Here is a 20,055-nt window from a genome sequence, read left to right as displayed (position 1 = left end):
GGTCGGCTGCTCCGATCACCAGCGGGCTTGAAAAAGCCCGCAATAGCCTTCATCTTGTGTTGCAAGCCTATCGGATTTGGATCGAACGAATGACTGACACCCGCAACGGCGAGGACAACGGCAAGCTGCTCTATTGCTCCTTCTGTGGCAAAAGCCAGCATGAAGTGCGTAAGTTGATTGCCGGCCCCTCGGTCTTTATTTGCGACGAGTGCGTCGACCTGTGCAACGACATCATCCGTGAGGAGGTGCAGGAAGCCCAGGCCGAGAGCAGCGCGCATAAATTGCCTTCGCCTAAAGAAATCAGCGGCATCCTTGATCAGTATGTAATTGGTCAGGAACGTGCGAAGAAGGTTCTGGCCGTAGCGGTGTACAACCACTACAAGCGCCTGAACCAGCGTGACAAAAAGAATGACGACGTCGAACTTGGCAAAAGCAACATCTTGCTGATCGGCCCGACAGGCTCGGGTAAAACCCTGCTTGCCGAAACACTGGCTCGTTTGCTGAACGTTCCGTTCACCATCGCCGACGCAACCACCCTCACCGAGGCGGGTTATGTAGGTGAAGATGTCGAGAACATCATTCAGAAGCTGCTGCAGAAGTGCGATTACGACGTAGAAAAAGCCCAGATGGGCATTGTCTACATCGATGAGATCGACAAGATCTCGCGTAAGTCTGACAACCCGTCGATCACCCGGGATGTTTCCGGTGAAGGCGTGCAGCAAGCCTTGCTCAAGTTGATCGAAGGCACGGTCGCTTCCGTTCCGCCGCAAGGTGGTCGCAAGCATCCGCAGCAGGAATTCCTGCAGGTCGACACCCGTAACATCCTGTTCATTTGCGGTGGTGCGTTCTCCGGTTTGGAGAAAGTCATTCAAAACCGTTCCACCAAGGGTGGCATCGGTTTCAACGCAGAAGTGCGCAGCAAGGAAGAAGGCAAGAAAGTCGGTGAATCCCTGCGTGAAGTCGAGCCTGACGATTTGGTCAAGTTTGGTCTGATTCCGGAATTCGTCGGCCGTCTGCCGGTACTTGCCACGCTGGACGAGCTTGATGAGGCTGCTTTGATGCAGATCCTCACCGAGCCGAAAAATGCTCTGACCAAGCAGTACGCCAAGTTGTTCGAGATGGAAGGCGTGGACCTGGAATTCCGGGCCGACGCACTGAAATCGGTCGCCAAACGTGCCCTGGAACGCAAGACCGGTGCCCGTGGACTGCGTTCGATTCTCGAAGGTGTATTGCTCGACACTATGTATGAAATCCCCTCGCAGTCCGAGGTGAGTAAAGTAGTGATCGATGAAAGCGTTATCGAAGGCAAGTCCAAGCCACTGTATATCTACGAAAACAGTGAGCCGACTGCCAAGGCTGCGCCAGACGCTTAAGCGTCGCGCTGCTGGAATAAAGGAGGGGCCTTCGGGCCCCTTTTCTTTTAAAGCGTTTTAACACCCTCTTTGCGCTTGTTTTTTTTGAAAGCAGCCCCCATCTTGGTTTCAAGCTTACTTCCATCTGTTTACGGCCTTATGGCCGCCGTAGAGGCGAAATCATGAAGACAACCATCGAATTGCCTCTCCTGCCATTGCGTGATGTTGTGGTTTATCCGCACATGGTTATCCCGCTGTTCGTGGGGCGCGAGAAATCCATCGAAGCCCTCGAGGCTGCGATGACGGGCGACAAGCAGATCCTTCTGCTGGCTCAGAGAAACCCTGCTGACGACGATCCCGGTGAAGAAGCACTTTATCGCGTAGGTACCATCGCGACCGTTCTGCAACTGCTCAAGCTGCCTGACGGCACCGTCAAGGTTCTGGTCGAAGGTGAGCAGCGGGGCGCCGTGGAGCGCTTCAGCGAAGTGGACGGTCACTGCCGTGCCGAAGTCTCGCTGATTGACGAAGTCGACGCGCCGGAACGTGAATCGGAAGTGTTCGTTCGCAGCCTGCTGGCTCAGTTCGAACAATATGTGCAGTTGGGCAAGAAAGTCCCGGCTGAAGTCCTGTCCTCGCTCAATAGCATCCCGACGAGCCAGGCCGCCTGGTTGACACCATGGCCGCGCACATGGCCCTGAAGATCGAGCAGAAGCAGGAAATCCTCGAAATTATCGATTTGTCGGCCCGGGTCGAGCACGTTCTGGCGTTGCTGGATGCCGAGATCGATCTGCTGCAAGTCGAAAAACGTATTCGCGGTCGCGTCAAAAAACAGATGGAGCGCAGTCAGCGCGAGTACTACCTGAATGAGCAGATGAAGGCCATTCAGAAAGAGCTCGGCGACAGCGAGGAAGGCCACAACGAAATCGAAGAGCTGAAAAAGCGCATCGATGCCGCTGGCCTGCCCAAAGATGCCTTGGCCAAGGCCCAGGGCGAACTGAACAAGCTGAAACAAATGTCGCCAATGTCTGCGGAAGCGACAGTGGTGCGTTCGTACATCGACTGGCTGGTTCAGGTGCCGTGGAAGGCTCAGAGCAAGGTGCGTCTGGACCTTGCCCGTGCAGAAGACATTCTCGACGCCGACCACTACGGTCTGGACGAAGTCAAAGAACGCATCCTCGAATACCTCGCCGTGCAAAAGCGCGTGAAGAAAATTCGTGGTCCGGTGTTGTGCCTGGTCGGTCCTCCAGGGGTTGGTAAAACCTCCTTGGCGGAGTCGATTGCTCACGCCACTAACCGCAAATTCGTCCGTATGGCCCTCGGTGGTGTGCGTGATGAAGCGGAAATTCGTGGTCATCGCCGTACTTACATCGGTTCGATGCCAGGAAGATTGATTCAAAAGATGACAAAGGTGGGGGTTCGCAACCCGCTGTTCCTGCTCGATGAAATCGACAAAATGGGCAGCGACATGCGCGGTGACCCGGCGTCGGCGTTGCTGGAAGTGCTCGACCCTGAGCAGAACCACAATTTCAACGATCACTATCTGGAAGTCGACTACGACCTATCCGATGTGATGTTCCTTTGCACCTCCAACTCCATGAACATTCCACCGGCGCTGCTGGACCGGATGGAAGTGATTCGTCTGCCGGGTTACACCGAAGACGAGAAGATCAACATCGCCGTCAAATACCTCTCGCCCAAGCAGATTGCTGCCAACGGCTTGAAGAAAGGCGAGCTGGAATTCGAAGCCGAAGCGATCCGCGACATCATCCGCTATTACACTCGCGAAGCCGGTGTACGGGGGCTTGAGCGCCAGATTGCCAAGGTTTGCCGCAAGACGGTCAAAGAGCATGCTATGGAGAAACGCTTCTCGGTGAAAGTCACCGCCGAGATGCTGGAACACTTCCTGGGTGTGCGTAAATTCCGCTACGGCCTGGCTGAATCCCAGGATCAGATCGGTCAAGTGACCGGCCTGGCGTGGACTCAGGTGGGTGGCGAATTGCTGACCATCGAGGCTGCCGTCGTACCGGGTAAAGGCCAGTTGATCAAGACCGGTTCGCTGGGTGATGTGATGGTCGAATCGATCACCGCAGCCCTGACCGTTGTCCGCAGCCGTGCCAAGAGCCTGGGGATCCCCCTGGACTTCCACGAGAAGCGCGACACGCACATCCATATGCCGGAAGGGGCGACCCCGAAGGACGGCCCTAGCGCTGGTGTAGGCATGTGCACGGCCCTGGTGTCAGCATTGACCGGGATTCCTGTACGCGCAGACGTCGCCATGACCGGCGAAATCACCTTGCGTGGCCAGGTATTGGCGATCGGCGGTTTGAAAGAAAAACTGCTCGCTGCACACCGTGGCGGGATCAAGACGGTGATCATTCCTGAAGAGAACGTACGCGATCTGAAGGAAATTCCTGACAATATCAAGCAAGATCTACAGATTAAACCGGTTAAATGGATTGACGAGGTCCTGCAAATTGCGCTGCAATACGCGCCGGAGCCCTTACCGGATGTGGCTCCTGAGATAGTTGCAAAGGATGAAAAACGCGAGTCTGACTCTAAGGAAAGAATTAGCACGCATTAGTACGCATTTGCCTGGGGGGCTTCCTTGACAGCTTTTTAGAGCCCTTGTTATAAAGCGGCTCTTAAGTGTCTGTAGGCCATTCAGCACTCGTTTTTGCTTTCACCAAAAAACTTAGAATCATACTCAAAATAGATATAAGGGGACTTAGAGTGAACAAGTCGGAACTGATTGATGCTATCGCTGCATCCGCTGATATCCCGAAAGCTGCTGCTGGCCGTGCGCTGGACGCTGTAATCGAATCCGTCACTGGCGCTCTCAAGGCTGGCGACTCTGTTGTTCTGGTTGGTTTCGGTACTTTCTCCGTAACTGATCGTCCAGCTCGCATTGGTCGTAACCCACAGACCGGTAAGACGCTGGAAATCGCAGCTGCTAAAAAACCAGGTTTCAAAGCCGGTAAAGCACTGAAAGAAGCTGTCAACTAAGTTCGATTCAGGTTTTTGCCTATCCGGGTCGGGGTCATGCCTGACCTGGCAGCGGAGCGGTAGTCCAGTCAGCATATCGCTGATCTGAGACACCGAGGGTCGCATGTTCGAGCCCTCGGTCCGCTCCGTCAGTTACGAGAAGGCGCATCCTCGGATGCGCCTTTCTTCTATCCGGATTCTACCCACGCTCCACGGTTGCCTAACTTTGAAGTTCAACCGTTTCTGGGGGACGCATGCTGCAGAATATCAGGGACAATTCACAAGGCTGGATTGCCAAGACCATTATCGGGGTCATCGTTGCACTGATGGCTTTGACCGGTTTCGATGCCATTTTCAAGGCCACGACGCACAGCAATGATGCGGCCAAGGTCAACGGCGAAGAGATCAGCCAGAACGAGCTGAGCCAGGCTGTCGACATGCAACGCCGTCAGCTGATGCAACAGCTGGGTAAGGATTTCGACGCTTCCTTGCTCGACGAAAAAATGCTGCGCGAATCGGCCCTCAAAGGCCTGATCGATCGCAAACTGCTGCTGCAAGGCGCAGAGAAATCGAAATTCGCTTTCTCCGAAGCTGCTTTGGACCAAGTGATCCTGCAGACGCCTGAATTCCAGGCTGACGGCAAGTTCAGTTCTGAGCGTTTTGACCAGGTGATTCGTCAGTTGGGCTACAGCCGCATGCAATTCCGCCAGATGCTGGCTCAGGAAATGCTGATCGGTCAGCTGCGCGCTGGCCTGGCGGGTAGTGGTTTTGTCACTGACGCACAGGTTCTGGCCTTCGCCCGTCTGGAAAAACAGACTCGCGATTTCGCTTCCTTGAACATCAAGGTTGACCCGGCAGCTGTGAAGCTGACCGACGATGAGGTCAAGGCTTACTACGACGAGCACGCGAAGGAATTCATGACGCCGGATCAGGTGGTCATCGATTACCTGGAGTTGAAGAAGGCTTCCTTCTTCGACGAAATCAGCGTTAAAGACGAAGACCTGCAAGCGGCCTATCAGAAAGAAACCGCCAACCTGGCCGAACAACGCCGGGCTGCGCACATTCTGATCGAAGTGAACGACAAGGTCACCGAGGCGCAAGCCAAGGCCAAGATCGAAGAAGTTCAGGCGCGTCTGGCCAAAGGCGAGAAATTCGAGGCTCTGGCCAAGGAATTCTCCCAGGATCCGGGTTCGGCGAACAACGGTGGTGACCTCGGTTACGCCGGTCCTGGTGTCTACGATCCAGCGTTCGAAAAAGCCCTGTATTCGTTGACCAAGGATCAAGTATCCCAGCCAATTCGTACCGACTTCGGTTTCCACCTGATCAAGCTGTTGGGTGTTGAAGCGCCGGAAGTTCCAACGTTTGCCAGCCTCAAAGGCAAGCTGACCCGCGAGCTGAAAACCCAGCAGGTCGAGCAGCGTTTCGTTGAGGCGAGCAAGCAACTGGAAGACTCCGCGTTCGAAGCTTCTGACCTGGTCCAGCCAGCGCAGGACCTGAAACTGACCGTTCACACTTCCGCACCGTTCGGTCGTGAAGGTGGCGAAGGTGTTGCGGCCAACCGTGCCGTAGTCACTGCAGCGTTCAGTCAAGAAGTACTGGATGAAGGTGCCAACAGCACCGCCATCGAACTGGACCCGGAAACCGTGATCGTGCTGCATGCCAAAGAGCACTTGAAGCCTTCGCAGTTGCCACTGGAAAGCGTGGCTGCCAGCATCCGCACGCAATTGGCCAAGGAGCACGCCAGTGCTGCCGCCAAGACCAAGGCTGATGAGCTGATCGCCAGCCTGCGCGATGGCAAGACACCGCTGGACAAGGCGATCGACGGCCAGAACTGGAAAGTCACCGCAGCAGCCACTCGTGCGCAGGAAGGGGTTGACCCAACCGTGCTGCAAGCGCTGTTCCGCATGCCTAAGCCAGCCGCCAAGGACAAGCCGACGTTCAGCAGCGTGACCCTGGCCGATGGTAGCCTGGTGATCGTGCGTCTTAACGGCGTGAACGAAGCCACAGCGCCGACCGATGAAGAGAAGGCTCAATACCGTCGCTTCCTCGCTTCGCGTGTTGGCCAGCAAGACTTTGCGGCCTACCGCAAGCAGTTGGAAAGCGAAGCTGACATCAAGCGTTACTGATGGCTGACTGAGTTTTGCGCGACACAAGGACCCCGGCCGAAAGGCTGGGGTTTTTTGTGGGTGAAGCAAAAGATCGCAGCCTTCGGCGGCACCCACAGACGCGTAGGAGTTGCCGAAGGCTGCGATCTTTTGATTTTTTCCCCTGTCCATCGGGAATCCACAACCCCGCGCGACTTTTCCTGCATATAACGGTCAACACACCTGTAACCGTTTTAAGACACTAATCGATGCGCACCTAAGCATCGTTCTGTAGCACAATACGCCCCGGACCGTTTCCCCTCAGGATGTTCAATGTTTAAGTCAATTCCCATGCGTGTCGTCGGGCTGGCGCTGGTGCTAGCCGCTGCTGCCGGTTGTTCGTCGAAAAAAGCCGCCATCTATGAGCATGAGAACTTCGACGACTCCGGAACGTTTTCACGCAACTACCCGGTGAGCGATGCACAGACCTGCGAAGCCGCTCGTCGCGCCTTGCTCAGCCAGGGCTATATCATCACCAGCAGCGATCCGAAACTGGTCAGCGGGCACAAGAGCTTCCAGCAGACTGGCGAGACCCACATGGAGATCAGCTTCAGTGTGGTCTGTGCCGATGACGGCACCGAGGGGCACCACGCGACCATGTTCGCCAACGCCTTGCAGGACCGCTACGCGCTGAAGAAGACCAACAACTCTGCCAGCCTCGGTGTAGGCGTGTTGGGCTCGGTGTCGATGCCGATCGGCTCCTCCGATGATTCGATGGTCAAGGTCGCCAGCGAAACCGTGTCCTCGGCCAAGTTCTACGAGCGTTTCTTTACTCTGGTGGAGTTGTTCCTGCCGCCGGAAGCGAAGAAAGCGGCGCACATCGTCGAGAAGCCTAAAACTGACCTGGGCGTACCTGAACCCAAGGCAGTACCCGCAGCACTGGCGCCAACGCCAACCGCGGCACCTGCCGCAGAACCTGTAGTGGTTCCGGTCGCCGCTCCGGTAGTCGCGCCCGCCGTTATCGAGGTTGCTCCTGTTGCTTCGGAGCCGGTCGCACCGCCGCCGGAAGCTGCGCCAATCACCCCGGCTCAAACGTCTGAGCCAGCCCCAAGCACCGAGACCATCACTCCACCGGTGCACCCGGACAACATGCCGGCGCCAAGCGAGCCAATCCCGGCCATGCCGTCCTCCGGCCAGTAAGCGACCCAGGCGTTACGGGAGCGTGTGCAGACGGCACGTATCCCGTAACCGCCATCAAGATTGACCGACGTCAAACCAGGCCGTTGTCCTACGGACTGTATCGAAAAAATCCTGTGATAAATTCCTGACCACCTGCTACGTTTTATCAAGTAGCGGTTGAGCGTCGTGCCGGCGTCATTTTTCTTTCACGTGGGCACTTTATGCTCAAGGCGCTGGTCATTTGATCAGGTATTTCAATGAGCGATGGGGGACACCGCGATGGACGATTATCAAGAAGAGTTGCTCGAGTATCAGGCGTTTGAACTGGATCCGCTGGAACCGGCTGAAGACGCTACCGAGCTGTAAGGCTTTACGCGGATTGGCGATGACTGCGGCGAAATTCGCCGGGTGTCTGGCCGTTCCAGCGTTTGAAGGCCCGTTGAAAGGCTTCGGCTGAGGCAAAGCCGAGCAGATAAGCGATTTCCCCGAACGCCAGTTCGGTATCGCGGATGTAGGTCATGGCCAGGTCGCGGCGCGTGTCGTTGAGAATTGCACGAAACTGCGTGCCTTCCTCGGCGAGTTTGCGACGCAAGGTCCAGGTGGGTAGCTTCAGGCGTGCCGCCACTTCTTCCAGGTCGGGTTCCCGGCCACCGTTGAGCAACGGCCCCAGTAACTGAGTGATGCGTTCACGCAGGCTACGGGTGCGTGTCAGTTGCTCCAGTTCCCGTTCACATAATTGCAGCAGGTGCCGCCAGGTGCTCGGGCAATGTTGCGGGTTGCGCTGGGCGAGGCTGGCCAGGCTCAGACGCAATTGATTGTGTTCGGCGCCGAACTGGATCGGGCAATCAAATACGTTGTAGGCTTCTCTATACTGCGTTTCTTCGAATTCGATCTCGATGCGTTCGGCCCGCAGCGGGGCAGGGCTTACGCTGGACAATTGCTGCAACCAGCCTGCGATGATCGAGTCCACCACGAAGCGGTTGTAGGCGTTGTAAGGGCTGATGGAATAGAACCGCAGCCATGCGCCCCGGGCGTCTTCGTGGAAACTCGACTGGCCGCGATAGTTGGACCCGTACAAGGCTTCGAAGCGAATCAGGCAACGCGCCGCTTCCCGCACCGTCGGGGCCTGGGCGGCGGTGACACCGGCCAGGCCCGCCTGACTCAAGCGACTGAGTTGACCCATGCGCAAGCCCAGCGCCGGGTCACCGGTCAGTTGAATCGCCCCGTGGCCCAGGCGCATATAGCGCGGGATAGAGAGCCGGGCGCCTGCTTCGCTCAAGCGAGCGGCGTCGAGGCCGTACTGGTCGAGCAATGGCTGAGGGTCAGCGCCATGGCTGCGCACAGCGTCGGCCAGGCTATGAACAAAGCCCACCGACAGATCCCCGAGGCGCATCGGCAGCGGTTTCATCGTTTATAACCAGAGGTTCAACAGGCGCGCACCCCGGACATTGCTGTCGGCGGAGTGCTGGCCGTTGGCGCTGAGAAAGCTCTGACCGGCGCTGCCCTTGTCCCAGAACTGCCCGCGCAGGAACACGCTGATGCCGGCGATGGCCTGGCTGCTGGGTGGTTGGGCGATCAGGGTCAGGCGATGCCAGGCCTGGCCTTCGCTGAGTTCGCCGGCCTTGAGGCTGACGGAGCTTGGCGTCGACAGGCCCTTGTAACCGCGCCACGGCTTGTCCCAGGTTCCGTGGCCGACGATGTACGCCGGGACCGCCACCAGTTGCGCGCCTTGTTCGTCGAGTTTGCGGTAGTTGTCCGGGTACCAACTGTCGCTGCCGATCAAGATGCCCAGGCGTCCGGCCGGGGTATCAACAACGTTGACCGTATGGTCGGTGTTGGCGGCGAGGGTGTCCTGTTCATCGAAGATCGGGTGCATCTGCCGCTGCGGCTGGCCGATCGGCAAACCGTCGCGACCGAACACCACACTGCTGTTGAACAGTGCGCCGTGGCCGATTTTCAACGTGCCATCGATAACGCTGGGCTCTGGCAGCACGATGGAGCCGGCTACCAACGTCACGTGGAATTCTTTCGCCAAACCACCAAACAGAGCCTGGTAATCCTTGGCCATGCTTTTGGCTTTCATGCGCAGGTGAGCATCATCGAGACGGCTGGCGCCCTTGGCGCTAATCAGGGCGCGGACGAACTGCAATGGATTGCTCGCCGCCAGCCAGTTCATCGCTTCCTGGAGCGTGCTGGCCTGGTACAGCTCATCTTTCTCGCCGCTGACCATCAGCCAGGTGCCGACATGTTCCGGGAGCACGACGATGGTTTTTTCATTCAGCAGGCCCTGGTCCTGGGCTTTTTGCAGATAGGCCGCGAGCTTGCGGTGCAGGCGCTCGGGGCTTTGGTAGTCGGTGGGGAACAGCTCGGGCTGGATACCCAGCAGGTTGCCGCGATCGGCCGGTGTGCCTTGATCGACCGCCAGATTGATTCGCAGGTCCGACAGGTAATGACCCGCCGGACGGTCCGCGGCCCACATGGCGTAGGTCGTGAGGGCGGCGATCAACGCCATGGAAAAGGTCAGGTACAGAAGTTTACGCATGGGAAAGCAGTCAACGGCCGTGTGCGGGATTCGTCGACTAGGGTAGGGCCCACGCCGACGCTTGCCAAGGGGCGCTGCACATTTGGATCAATAAGTTGTCAGTTACGGTCATTGAGAGACGGCGGCGCGACTCTTAGTCTGTCCAACATGACTGACGGGGGCCGAAGAGCTCCTGCACTTTTTCCGTGATCGCTCGATGTGGAGTTACCGATGGCCGCCGCTCATTACCCGCACCTGTTGGCCCCGCTGGACCTGGGTTTTACCACGCTGCGCAACCGCACCCTGATGGGCTCGATGCACACCGGGCTTGAGGAAAAGCCCGGTGGCTTCGAGCGCATGGCGGCGTATTTTGCCGAGCGTGCCCGAGGCGGCGTTGGCCTGATGGTCACGGGCGGTATTGGCCCGAACGATGAGGGCGGCGTTTACTCCGGCGCGGCCAAACTGACCACCGAGGAAGAAGCCCTCAAGCACCAGATCGTCACCCGCGCGGTGCATGAGGCGGGTGGCAAGATCTGCATGCAGATCCTCCACGCCGGTCGTTATGCCTACAGCCCAAAGCAAGTCGCACCAAGTGCGATCCAGGCGCCAATCAACCCGTTCAAGCCCAAAGAGCTGGACGAGGAAGGCATCGAGAAGCAGATCAGCGATTTCGTCACCTGCTCGGTGCTGGCACAAACCGCCGAGTACGACGGCGTCGAGATCATGGGTTCCGAAGGTTATTTCATTAACCAGTTCCTCGCGGCCCACACCAACCACCGCACCGACCGTTGGGGTGGCAGCTACGAAAACCGCATGCGCCTGCCGGTAGAAATCGTCCGCCGCGTACGCGAAGCAGTCGGTCCGAACTTCATCATCATCTACCGCCTGTCGATGCTCGACCTGGTGGAAGGTGGCAGCAGTTGGGAAGAAATCGTCACGCTAGCCAAAGCCATCGAGCAGGCCGGCGCGACCATCATCAACACTGGTATTGGCTGGCACGAAGCGCGGATTCCGACCATCGCCACCAAAGTGCCGCGAGCGGCGTTCAGCAAGGTCACGGCCAAGCTTCGTGGCTCGGTGAGCATTCCGCTGATCACCACCAACCGTATCAACACCCCGGAAATCGCCGAGCAGATTCTGGCCGAAGGCGATGCCGACATGGTGTCCATGGCGCGGCCGTTCCTCGCGGACCCGGACTTCGTCAACAAGGCTGCCGCTGGCCGCGCCGATGAAATCAATACCTGCATCGGCTGCAACCAGGCCTGCCTGGACCACACCTTCGGCGGCAAGTTGACCAGTTGCCTGGTTAACCCGCGGGCCTGCCATGAAACCGAGCTCAATTACCTGCCGGTGCAGCAGATCAAGAAAATCGCCGTGGTCGGTGCCGGCCCTGCGGGTCTGTCCGCTGCAACTGTGGCTGCGGAGCGTGGCCATCAGGTGACGTTGTTTGATTCGGCCAGCGAAATCGGTGGTCAGTTCAACATCGCCAAGCGCGTGCCGGGCAAGGAAGAGTTCTTCGAAACCCTTCGCTACTTCAACCGCAAGTTGCAGACCACCAATGTTGAGGTGTGCCTGAACACCCGCGTGGACGTGGCGCAATTGGTGGCCGGCGGTTACGACGAGATCATCCTTGCCACTGGCATCGCGCCGCGTACCCCGGCAATTCCCGGCGTCGACAACGCCAAGGTGTTGAGCTACCTGGACGTGATTCTTGAGCGTAAACCGGTGGGCAAGCGCGTTGCAGTGATTGGCGCCGGAGGTATTGGTTTCGACGTCTCGGAGTATTTGGTTCACGAAGGGGTTGCCACCAGCCTGGACCGTGAAGCGTTCTGGAAAGAGTGGGGTATCGATACGCATCTGGAAGCACGCGGCGGCGTGGCCGGCATCAAGGCCCAGCCTCATGCGCCGGCCCGCGAGGTGTTCCTGCTGCAACGCAAGAACTCCAAAGTCGGCGACGGCCTGGGCAAGACCACTGGCTGGATTCACCGGACCGGTTTGAAGAACAAGCAGGTACAGATGCTTAACAGCGTTGAATACCTGAAAATCGACGACGAAGGCCTGCACATCCGTATCGGCGAAACCGGCGAGCCGCAAGTGCTGCCGGTGGACAACATCGTGATCTGCGCCGGGCAGGACCCGTTGCGTGAGTTGCAGGACGGTCTGGTGGCGGCCGGGCAGAACGTGCATTTGATTGGTGGCGCGGACGTGGCGGCGGAGCTGGATGCCAAGCGGGCGATCAATCAGGGTTCGCGGTTGGCGGCTGAGTTGTAAAACATAGCCCCTATGGCGAGGGGCTTTCCCCGTTGGGCTGCGAAGCGGCCCCAAAACCATGCAGTGCGGTGTGTCAGATTTACCGCGTTGAATGGATTTGCGACTGCTGCGCAGCCCAACGGGGGCAAGCCCCTCGCCACAAGTCTACTGCTAAGATGCCGGCTCTTAACCCAGAGCCGGCATCGATGCTTCTCCCTTCCGACACTTGGCTCCCGAAAGCCCCCTCAACCCCCTCCAACTGGACTGGCTCACCGCTGCCGACATCCAGCTCGCCATCCTGCGCCTGGACCAAATCGACCCGCTGATCAGCGGCAACAAGTGGTTCAAACTCATCGAACACCTCAACGCCGCAGACCAGGCTGGTGCCGACGGCATCATCAGCCTCGGCGGCGCTCACTCCAATCACCTGCACGCATTGGCTGCAGCAGGCAAACGCTTCGGCTTCAAAACCGTTGGCCTGCTGCGCGGTCATCCGCAAGACACTCCGACCGTAAAGGATCTGCAAGACTTCGGCATGCAGCTGCACTGGTTGGGTTACGCCGGTTACCGCGCGCGGCACGAGCCGGGTTTCTGGCAGCCGTGGCAGGTGCAGTACCCGACATTGCAAGCGGTGCCTGAGGGAGGCGGCGGTTTGCGCGGCGCGCGCGGCTGCATGCAGCTCAAGGATCAGGTCACTGAGCAGTTGAACGGTTTGGGCTGGAGCGACTACGACGGTTGGTGGCTGGCCTGCGGAACCGGCACCACCCTGGCCGGTTTGGTACTGGCGGAGGCGGGTGAGCGTCCGGTTTACGGCGCATTGGCGGTGCCCGACGATCATGGCGTGGCGCAGCAGGTTGAATCGATTGTGCGGGAGGGCGGGTTGGCAAACCCGGTTTATGAGCTGTTCGAGGCAAGTCGTGGCGGATTTGCCAAGGTTGATCCGTTGTTGCTGGAGTTCATCGAACAGGCCGAGCAGGCCAGCCGTATTCCTTTGGAGCCGTTGTACACCGGCAAGGCGCTATTAGCGCTCAAGCAGCAGGTTGAAGCCGGAAGATTTACCCGGGGAACGCGGCTCATCTTCATCCACACCGGCGGCTTGCAGGGCCGCCGCGGCTTCAACTGACACCGCAGGTCCATGTGGGAGCGGGCTTGCTTGCGAAGGCAGTGTGTCAGCTGACATCAATTTTGAGTGTCAGTCCGCTTTCGCGAGCAAGCCCGCTCCCACAGGGCTTTTGTTGAGTTCAGGTATTGCGCGTCGCCCGCTTAGGCATCATCCGCAACAACGTGTTATCGCCCACCACATAGTGGTGATACAGCCCGGCCACGGCGTGCAGGCCGATCAGCCAATAACCGATAGTGCCGCCGAGTTCATGCCAGCCCTGGATCTGCTTGGCCAGCGCCTTGTCTTCGTGGACCAGCAACGGCAGGTCGAAGCCGTAGAACATCACCTGATTGCCCTTGGCGCTGGTCACCAGCCAGCCGAGGATCGGCATGGCGATCATGAACAGGTACAGCGCCCAATGCATCACCTTGGCCAGTGTGGTCTGCCAATGGGGGAAGCCGGGAAGATTTGCGGCGCCGGGCCCAGGCTGCGGGCGAACAAACGCAGCCAAACCAGCACAAACACCGTCAGGCCCAGTAAGTAGTGCGATTCAGTGATCAGCGTGCGGCCACCACTGCCTTTGGGAAAGATCCCGCGAAATTCGATGCACGCGTAAACCAGTATCAACAAGACCAGCATTAGCCAGTGCAAGGTGATCGATACCGTGCTGTAACGTGAGTCGGAGTTCTTCCAGGGCATACGGGGGCTCTCCACAGGTCAATGCTTAAAGTGCCGTTCTTGTGCGGCGCTGTGCTTTAACTGTAATCCTGTTTTGCCGGATTTGCCTGAGGCGATTTGCCCGTTCAACGCACTCGTTCAGCTAATTGACAACAAAAAAGCGTGTAGGAGCGAGGCTTGCCCGCGAAAGCGTCCGACCATTAAACATGGATATCGACTGGCAGGACGCCTTCGCGGGCAAGCCACGCTCCTACAGTGCATCAGTTGGTTTGCGGCATTTCGCCGTTGGCCAGACGCTTGTTGATATCGGCTATCACTTGCGGCAAATCGCCGATGGTGTCGATCATGTAATGCGGGCGTGAGCCTTCGAACATGGCGTGGATACGCTTGCGCTCGCTGGCCAGTTCCTCGCTGCCGAGGGCCTGATAACCCGCGTAGTCCAGGCCCAGCGCGTTACCGGAGCAGATCAGCGCCACGGTCCACATGCCGGCGCGGCGACCTTCAAGAATGCCCGGCACGGTATCGTCGATCTTCACGCAGGCCGCAACATCATCGATCCCCAGGGCAATCACGTTGGCCAGGGCCTGAGCCGGCCATGGACGGCCGTTCGGCACCTCGTCGGTGGCGACCACGTGATCGGCGATGTAGCCGTTGGTGGCGGCCAGTTCCACGACTTTGTCCATGACCTGTTTCGGGTAGCCGGAGCAGGAGCCGATCTTGATGCCTTGCTGGCGCAGATTGGCGATAGTTGCCAGAGCGCCGGGGATCAGCGCCGAGTGCTCGGCGATTTTTTCGATTTGCAGCGGCATGAAGCGCTTATAGATGGCGGTGACGTCATCGTCGGTCGGTGTGCGGCCGAACGCCTTGCGATAACGCTCGGCGACTTGCGGCTGATCGCACAGGGTGCGGATGTGGTCCCACTTGCCCATGCCCATCGGCCCGCGAGCTTCTTCAATGGAAACCTGAACGTCGAACTCGGCGAAGGCTTCGACAAAAATCTGGGTCGGCGCGAACGAACCGAAATCGACCACGGTGCCGGCCCAGTCGAGGATGGCGGCTTGGAGTTTGGTTGGGTTGCTGTAGTTCATGGTGATCAGAATCCTGTGGCAACTGGCTAATGAAGGGCTGCTTTTGGTGGGAGCGGGCTTGCTCGCGAAAGTGGTGTGTCAGTCGACATCAATGTTGAATGTCAGACCTCTTTCGCGAGCAAGCCCGCTCCCACAAGGGATGGCGGTGTGATTTAGATTTCGAGGACTTCCATTTCCTGCAGCACCTCGGCAATCGCCGCCACGGCCGCGTGCATCTCTGGCGGATTGACGTGGCCGATGCAGCCGACACGGAAGGTCTCGACCTGGGTCAATTTGCCCGGATACAGAATGAAACCCTTGGCCTTGACCCGTTCGTAGAATTCCTTGAACTGGTAGCGCGGGTCTTTCGGCGCATGGAAGGTGACGATGATCGGCGCCTGGATCGCGGCGGGCAGGAAGCTGCGCAAACCAAGTTTGGCCATGTCATCGAGCAGCACCTGACAGTTGTTGGCGTAGCGCTGATGCCGCGCCGGCAAACCGCCTTCTTCGTTGTATTGCAGCAGGGCTTCGTGCAGCGCCGCGACTACGTGGGTCGGCGGGGTGAAGCGCCATTGGCCGGTCTTGGCCATGTAGGTGTGCTGGTCGAACAAGTCCATCGCCAACGAATGCGTGTTGCCGGCGGCATTCGCCAGGGATTCTTTGCGAGCGAAGACGAAACCCATCCCCGGCACACCTTCCAGGCATTTGCCCGAGGCGGCGATCAGCGCGTCGAACGGCACCTGCTGCGCATCGATTGGCAGGGCGCCAAAGGAACTCATCGCGTCGATGATCAGGCGCTTGCCCTGTTGCGCAATAACCTGAGCGATTTCCGGCAGCGGGTTGAGGATGCCGGTGCTGGTTTCGCAATGGATCAGCGCGACGTGAGTGATGCTCGGATCAGCCCGCAGCAGGCGATCAACGTCAGAAGCGGTGGTCGGTTCGTCTTCGGCGGTTTCGAAGGTGCTGAACGGGCGGCCGAGCACTTCGCAGATCTTCGCCAGGCGTTTGCCGTAGGCGCCGTTGATCAGCACCAGGACTTTACCGTCGCGAGGCACCAGCGTGCCGATCGCTGCTTCGACGGCGAAGGTGCCGCTGCCTTGCAGGGGTACGCAGTGGTGACTGTCGGCACCGTTGATGATCGCCAACAGTTGCTCGCAGAGGCTGGCGGTCAGTTGGTTGAAGCGGTCATCCCATGAACCCCAGTCGACCATCATCGACTGACGGGTGCGGCGCGACGTGGTCAATGGGCCGGGGGTGAGCAGGATGGGTTCGGCAGTACTCATTCTCGTGTCCTCGCAATCGATGGGATGAACCTACGGGGCTTAAATTGCAATTTGCCGTCACATCAATCAAATTGTTTGTTGTTATGCCAGTCATCAGTGAGAGTTATTCATGAATCTGTTTCAGCTTCGCGCATTCGACGCGGTGGCCCGCGAGGGCAGCTTTACTCGGGCCGCCGCGCGACTGTTCATCAGCCAGCCGGCGGTCACCGGGCACATCAAGGCGCTGGAGGAGCACTACCAGATCACCCTGTTGCGCCGTACCGCCCGGCGGGTGGAGTTAACGGAGGAGGGCACCAAACTGGCGGCGATCACCCGGGCGATGTTTGGTCTCGCCGAAGAGGCGCAGGTGATGCTGGAAGCCAACCGGCAATTGCTCACCGGGCGTCTGGAAGTGGCGGCGGACGGGCCGCACATGGTCATGCCGATGCTCGCCAGTTTGCGGGCGCGGTATCCGGGAATTACCGTGAATTTGCGCTTGGGTAACGCTCAGGAAACCTTGGCGGCGTTGTTGTCCGAGCATGCCGACGTGGCGGTGCTGACCGAGGTCGAACCGCGCAAGGGCCTGCATCTGCAAGCGTTGAGCGAGTCAAGGATCTGCGCGCTAGTGCCGGCCGGGCATCCTTGGGCGCAGCGTGCGAAGGGTTTGCCGCTCAAGGAACTGGATCAGGTGATCATGGTGTTGCGCGAGCCGAGTTCGATTACTCGGCGTACGTTTGATGAGGCGTGCAGTCAGGCGAAGGTCAGCCCGCGGGTGTTGCTGGAACTGGATAGCCGTGAGGCGGTGACCGAGGCTGTCGCCGCTGAATTAGGCGTAGGGGTGGTGTCGTCGGTGGAAGTCAGCCATGACCCGCGGGTGGCGGCGGTGCCGATTTTGGGGGAAGGGTTGGTCAATCGGCACATGATCGGGTGCATGGAACGGCGGCGGGATTTGCGCTTGATTCAGGCGTTTCTGGATTTGGCACCAAGCCAGTAGACCGAGGTGCGGCCTTCGCGGGCAAGCCACGCTCCCACAGGATTTATGCCAGTCCCCAATCTTGTGTACGGCGCAAACCTGTGGGAGCGTGGCTTGCCCGCGAAGGGGCCGGACCTGCCTACACAAGACTCTCGCGCACCATCTCCAGAAACGTCGCCACCACCCGCCGCGAACTCTGCTCGCGCAAGCACACCAGCGTCTCGGTCAGCCGCCGCTTGCAGTCGGTAATCGGCAACGCGCAAACCCGCGAATCTGCACCAAACTCCGCCGCTGACACTACCCCGACACCAATCCCGACTACCACCGCTTCGCGCGCCGCTTCCCGGCCTTCAACCTCAATCGCCGGACGAATCCGAAACCCGGCCCCGGCCATTTCCTCTTCCAGGGTCTGGCGCGTCACCGAACCGATTTCCCGCAGCACCAGCGGCGTGTCGTCCAGGTCCGCCAGGCAGATGGACTCGCGACTCGCCCACGGATGACTGCGCGAGACGAACGCCACCATCGGGTCATTGCGCAACGGCAGCGAGATCAATCGCTCGTCGCTGACATCCCGGCCGAGCAACGCCAGGTCGGCCTGATAGTTGAACAGCCGAAACAACGATTCATCAGTGTTGCCGGTTTCGATCTTCACGCTGATGCCGGGGTATCGCTCGCAAAACCGGGCGATCTGCGGCAGTACGTGCACCGGTGCATCCACGGCGAGGATCAGGCTGCCGGTCTGCAACGCCTGGGAGTCCTGCAATAACTCCTGGGCTTCGGCTTCGATGACGAATAGGCGCTGGGTGATGCTCAACAAGCGCTCACCGAGGTCGGTCAGGCGTACCGAGCGTTTGTTGCGGTGGAACAGCAGCACCCCAAACCGCTCTTCGAGTTTGCGCACCTGGTCGGAAATCGCCGGTTGCGTGAGAAACAGCCGCTCGGCGGCTTTGGTGAAGCCGCCGTGCACGGCCACGGCGTGGAAGGCTTTGAGCTGGGCGTGGGAGACCGACATCGAACCTCCAGTAACAAGCTGAACTTATATTGGAAATACGATAAATCGATTTCACTTATTAATCAGTAATTGTTTTTATCGGCCTCAGCCCCGCTGACTGGTCAGTCGAACAGCATCGGGCGCCATGAGTCTGTGCGTGCAACAGCAGGACTCATCTGACCGATATCGCCTCAGGGAAGCAGCGATATCGAAGTGCTCAACAATAAAAAAACAGGCGTTATTTCTTAATTTCTGCCGGCACACTCACACCCTGAGGTCAGAACCACAATGAACAATCCCATCGGCACCATCAAGCGTTGGCGCGTGCAGATCTTCGCGATCACCTGGCTCGCTTACGCCGCTTTCTACTTCACTCGCAAAGCGTTTTCCGTGGCCAAACTGGGGATCGGCGAAGACCCTACCTTCCTGCTCGACAAAATGGCCATGGCCAACCTCGACGCGATCTATCTGGCGGCCTACGCCATTGGCCAATTCACCTGGGGCATCCTCGCCGATCGCTTTGGCCCACGGGTCGTGGTGCTCGGCGGGTTGCTGATTTCCGCCGCGGCCGCGGTGGTGATGGGCAGTTTTGCCACGTTGCCGATCTTCGCTACTTGCATGCTGATTCAAGGGTTGGCCCAGTCCACCGGATGGTCGGGACTGTGCAAGAACCTCGGCAGTTTCTTCCCCGCCGAACAGCGCGGGCGGGTGCTCGGGTTGTGGAGTTCCTGCTACGCCTTTGGTGGATTGGTGGCTTCACCATTCGCCGGTTGGTGGGCCTACACACTGATCGGCACCTGGCACGCGGCGTTCTTTTCCAGTGCGGCGGTGGTCGGCGTGGTGGCGGTGCTGTTCTTCTTTCTTCAGCGCAACAAGCCTGAAGACGTCGGCTTGCCCGCCGTGGAGCCAGAACCGGAGTTGAGCGTCGAAGCGGCCTACGCACAAAGCCAGATCAGCGTTTGGGAGCCGTTAAAGGAAATCCTGCGCAACCGCACCGTGCTGGTACTCGGGCTCTCGTACTTCCTGCTGAAACCGGCGCGTTACGCGATTTTGCTCTGGGGGCCGGTGATTGTTTTCGAACAAATGCCCTCGGTGGGCAAGGTCGGCGCGGCGATCATTCCCACGTCTTTTGAACTGGCCGGGCTACTCGGGCCGATCATGATCGGTTTGGCCTCCGACAAGCTGTTCGGCGCCCGGCGGATGCCGGCGTGTGTGATCAGTCTGTTGGCGCTGACGGTTTCCCTGGCGCTGTTCATGGGTGCCTTGCACACCGGCAGCGTGTTGATGGTGGTGGCGCTGTTGTTTGTCATGGGCCTGACCCTTTACGGGCCGGACTCGATGATCAGCGGCGCGGCGGCGATTGATTTCGGCACGGCCAAGGCCGGCGCCACGGCGGCGGGTTTTGTGAACGGCTGCGGTTCGGTCGGGGCGATTCTCGGTGGTTTACTGCCGGGCTATTTCGATTCGGTCACGGTGTTCATCGTCTTCGCCGGTTGCGCGATGTTCTCGGCGTTCGTGCTGATCCCGCACTGGAACAGCCGCCCGGCGGGCTTGCAAACCGACTCCACCTTCGTGCCCAACCAGCCGATCAGCATCAAACCCCTGCGTACCTGA

12 protein-coding genes and 3 pseudogenes are annotated in these 20,055 nt (G+C 59.0%); 9 read left to right on the top strand and 6 right to left on the bottom strand.

The features are described from left to right. Positions 1-89 precede the first annotated feature (89 nt). The 5 genes and pseudogenes from clpX to RHM58_RS30770 all read left to right on the top strand — a co-directional run bounded on the left by clpX (position 90) and on the right by RHM58_RS30770 (position 7,618). Positions 90-1,373, top strand: coding sequence for an ATP-dependent Clp protease ATP-binding subunit ClpX (clpX, locus tag RHM58_RS30790; RefSeq protein WP_007901798.1), 1,284 nt, complete (start codon positions 90-92; stop codon positions 1,371-1,373). A 161-nt stretch (positions 1,374-1,534) separates the two neighbouring features. Then, a pseudogene (gene lon / locus RHM58_RS30785) lies at positions 1,535-3,933 on the top strand (endopeptidase La). Positions 3,934-4,082: 149 nt separating this feature from the next. Beyond that, the gene (locus tag RHM58_RS30780) at positions 4,083-4,355 is read left to right on the top strand and encodes an HU family DNA-binding protein (protein ID WP_002552737.1); all 273 of its coding nucleotides are present in this window, start codon (positions 4,083-4,085) and stop codon (positions 4,353-4,355) included. 233 nt (positions 4,356-4,588) lie between these two features. Further along, positions 4,589-6,460, top strand: coding sequence for a SurA N-terminal domain-containing protein (locus tag RHM58_RS30775; RefSeq protein WP_322269031.1), 1,872 nt, complete (start codon positions 4,589-4,591; stop codon positions 6,458-6,460). 291 nt (positions 6,461-6,751) lie between these two features. Then, a complete protein-coding gene (locus RHM58_RS30770; RefSeq protein WP_201257119.1) occupies positions 6,752-7,618 on the top strand; it encodes a DUF2242 domain-containing protein in 867 nt (288 codons plus the stop codon). Positions 7,619-7,967: 349 nt separating this feature from the next. Here RHM58_RS30770 and RHM58_RS30765 read toward each other — a convergent pair whose 3' ends face one another. After that, positions 7,968-9,005 (bottom strand): AraC family transcriptional regulator, encoded by a 1,038-nt coding sequence (locus RHM58_RS30765; RefSeq protein ID WP_201257120.1) that lies wholly within the window; start codon positions 9,003-9,005, stop codon positions 7,968-7,970. A 3-nt stretch (positions 9,006-9,008) separates the two neighbouring features. After that, complete coding sequence (locus tag RHM58_RS30760; RefSeq protein ID WP_201257121.1) at positions 9,009-10,139, bottom strand: carbon-nitrogen hydrolase family protein; 1,131 nt, start codon at positions 10,137-10,139, stop codon at positions 9,009-9,011. 210 nt (positions 10,140-10,349) lie between these two features. Here RHM58_RS30760 and RHM58_RS30755 point away from each other — a divergent pair, with 210 nt between their 5' ends. Next, positions 10,350-12,389 (top strand): NADPH-dependent 2,4-dienoyl-CoA reductase, encoded by a 2,040-nt coding sequence (locus RHM58_RS30755; protein ID WP_201204710.1) that lies wholly within the window; start codon positions 10,350-10,352, stop codon positions 12,387-12,389. A 185-nt stretch (positions 12,390-12,574) separates the two neighbouring features. Continuing rightward, positions 12,575-13,491: pseudogene (locus RHM58_RS30750) on the top strand (1-aminocyclopropane-1-carboxylate deaminase/D-cysteine desulfhydrase). Positions 13,492-13,609: 118 nt separating this feature from the next. Here RHM58_RS30750 and RHM58_RS30745 read toward each other — a convergent pair. The 3 genes and pseudogenes from RHM58_RS30745 to RHM58_RS30735 form a co-directional block, all read right to left on the bottom strand. After that, positions 13,610-14,169 (bottom strand): annotated as a pseudogene (locus tag RHM58_RS30745) (cytochrome b). A gap of 239 nt (positions 14,170-14,408) precedes the next feature. Further along, positions 14,409-15,236, bottom strand: a complete 828-nt coding sequence (phnX, locus tag RHM58_RS30740; RefSeq protein ID WP_322269030.1) for a phosphonoacetaldehyde hydrolase — start codon at positions 15,234-15,236, stop codon at positions 14,409-14,411. A gap of 152 nt (positions 15,237-15,388) precedes the next feature. Beyond that, positions 15,389-16,498 carry a 2-aminoethylphosphonate--pyruvate transaminase gene (locus RHM58_RS30735; protein WP_322269029.1) on the bottom strand — a complete coding sequence of 370 codons (1,110 nt, stop codon included), beginning with the start codon at positions 16,496-16,498 and terminating at the stop codon, positions 15,389-15,391. Positions 16,499-16,607: 109 nt separating this feature from the next. Between RHM58_RS30735 and RHM58_RS30730 the strand changes: the two genes are divergently transcribed. Then, a complete protein-coding gene (locus RHM58_RS30730; RefSeq protein WP_201257124.1) occupies positions 16,608-17,471 on the top strand; it encodes a LysR substrate-binding domain-containing protein in 864 nt (287 codons plus the stop codon). A 118-nt stretch (positions 17,472-17,589) separates the two neighbouring features. Here RHM58_RS30730 and RHM58_RS30725 read toward each other — a convergent pair whose 3' ends face one another. Further along, entirely contained in the window at positions 17,590-18,462 is an 873-nt protein-coding gene (locus RHM58_RS30725) for a LysR family transcriptional regulator (protein WP_201257125.1), read from the bottom strand. Positions 18,463-18,729: 267 nt separating this feature from the next. Between RHM58_RS30725 and RHM58_RS30720 the strand changes: the two genes are divergently transcribed. Further along, positions 18,730-20,055 (top strand): MFS transporter, encoded by a 1,326-nt coding sequence (locus tag RHM58_RS30720; protein WP_201204698.1) that lies wholly within the window; start codon positions 18,730-18,732, stop codon positions 20,053-20,055.

Origin of the sequence: Pseudomonas sp. 10S4 (assembly GCF_034344865.1) — a bacterium.
GTDB lineage: Bacteria > Pseudomonadota > Gammaproteobacteria > Pseudomonadales > Pseudomonadaceae > Aquipseudomonas.
The sequence above is the reverse complement of the archived record's forward strand: the minus strand, read 5'-3'. Positions and strand labels throughout refer to the sequence as shown.

Coding starts and splice junctions, on each gene's coding strand:
- clpX (WP_007901798.1), top strand. CDS start 90: ATGACTGACACCCGCAACGGCGAGGACAACGGCAAGCTGCTCTATTGC.
- RHM58_RS30775 (WP_322269031.1), top strand. CDS start 4,589: ATGCTGCAGAATATCAGGGACAATTCACAAGGCTGGATTGCCAAGACC.
- RHM58_RS30770 (WP_201257119.1), top strand. CDS start 6,752: ATGTTTAAGTCAATTCCCATGCGTGTCGTCGGGCTGGCGCTGGTGCTA.
- RHM58_RS30765 (WP_201257120.1), bottom strand. CDS start 9,005: ATGAAACCGCTGCCGATGCGCCTCGGGGATCTGTCGGTGGGCTTTGTT.
- RHM58_RS30760 (WP_201257121.1), bottom strand. CDS start 10,139: ATGCGTAAACTTCTGTACCTGACCTTTTCCATGGCGTTGATCGCCGCC.
- RHM58_RS30755 (WP_201204710.1), top strand. CDS start 10,350: ATGGCCGCCGCTCATTACCCGCACCTGTTGGCCCCGCTGGACCTGGGT.
- phnX (WP_322269030.1), bottom strand. CDS start 15,236: ATGAACTACAGCAACCCAACCAAACTCCAAGCCGCCATCCTCGACTGG.
- RHM58_RS30735 (WP_322269029.1), bottom strand. CDS start 16,498: ATGAGTACTGCCGAACCCATCCTGCTCACCCCCGGCCCATTGACCACG.
- RHM58_RS30730 (WP_201257124.1), top strand. CDS start 16,608: ATGAATCTGTTTCAGCTTCGCGCATTCGACGCGGTGGCCCGCGAGGGC.
- RHM58_RS30725 (WP_201257125.1), bottom strand. CDS start 18,462: ATGTCGGTCTCCCACGCCCAGCTCAAAGCCTTCCACGCCGTGGCCGTG.
- RHM58_RS30720 (WP_201204698.1), top strand. CDS start 18,730: ATGAACAATCCCATCGGCACCATCAAGCGTTGGCGCGTGCAGATCTTC.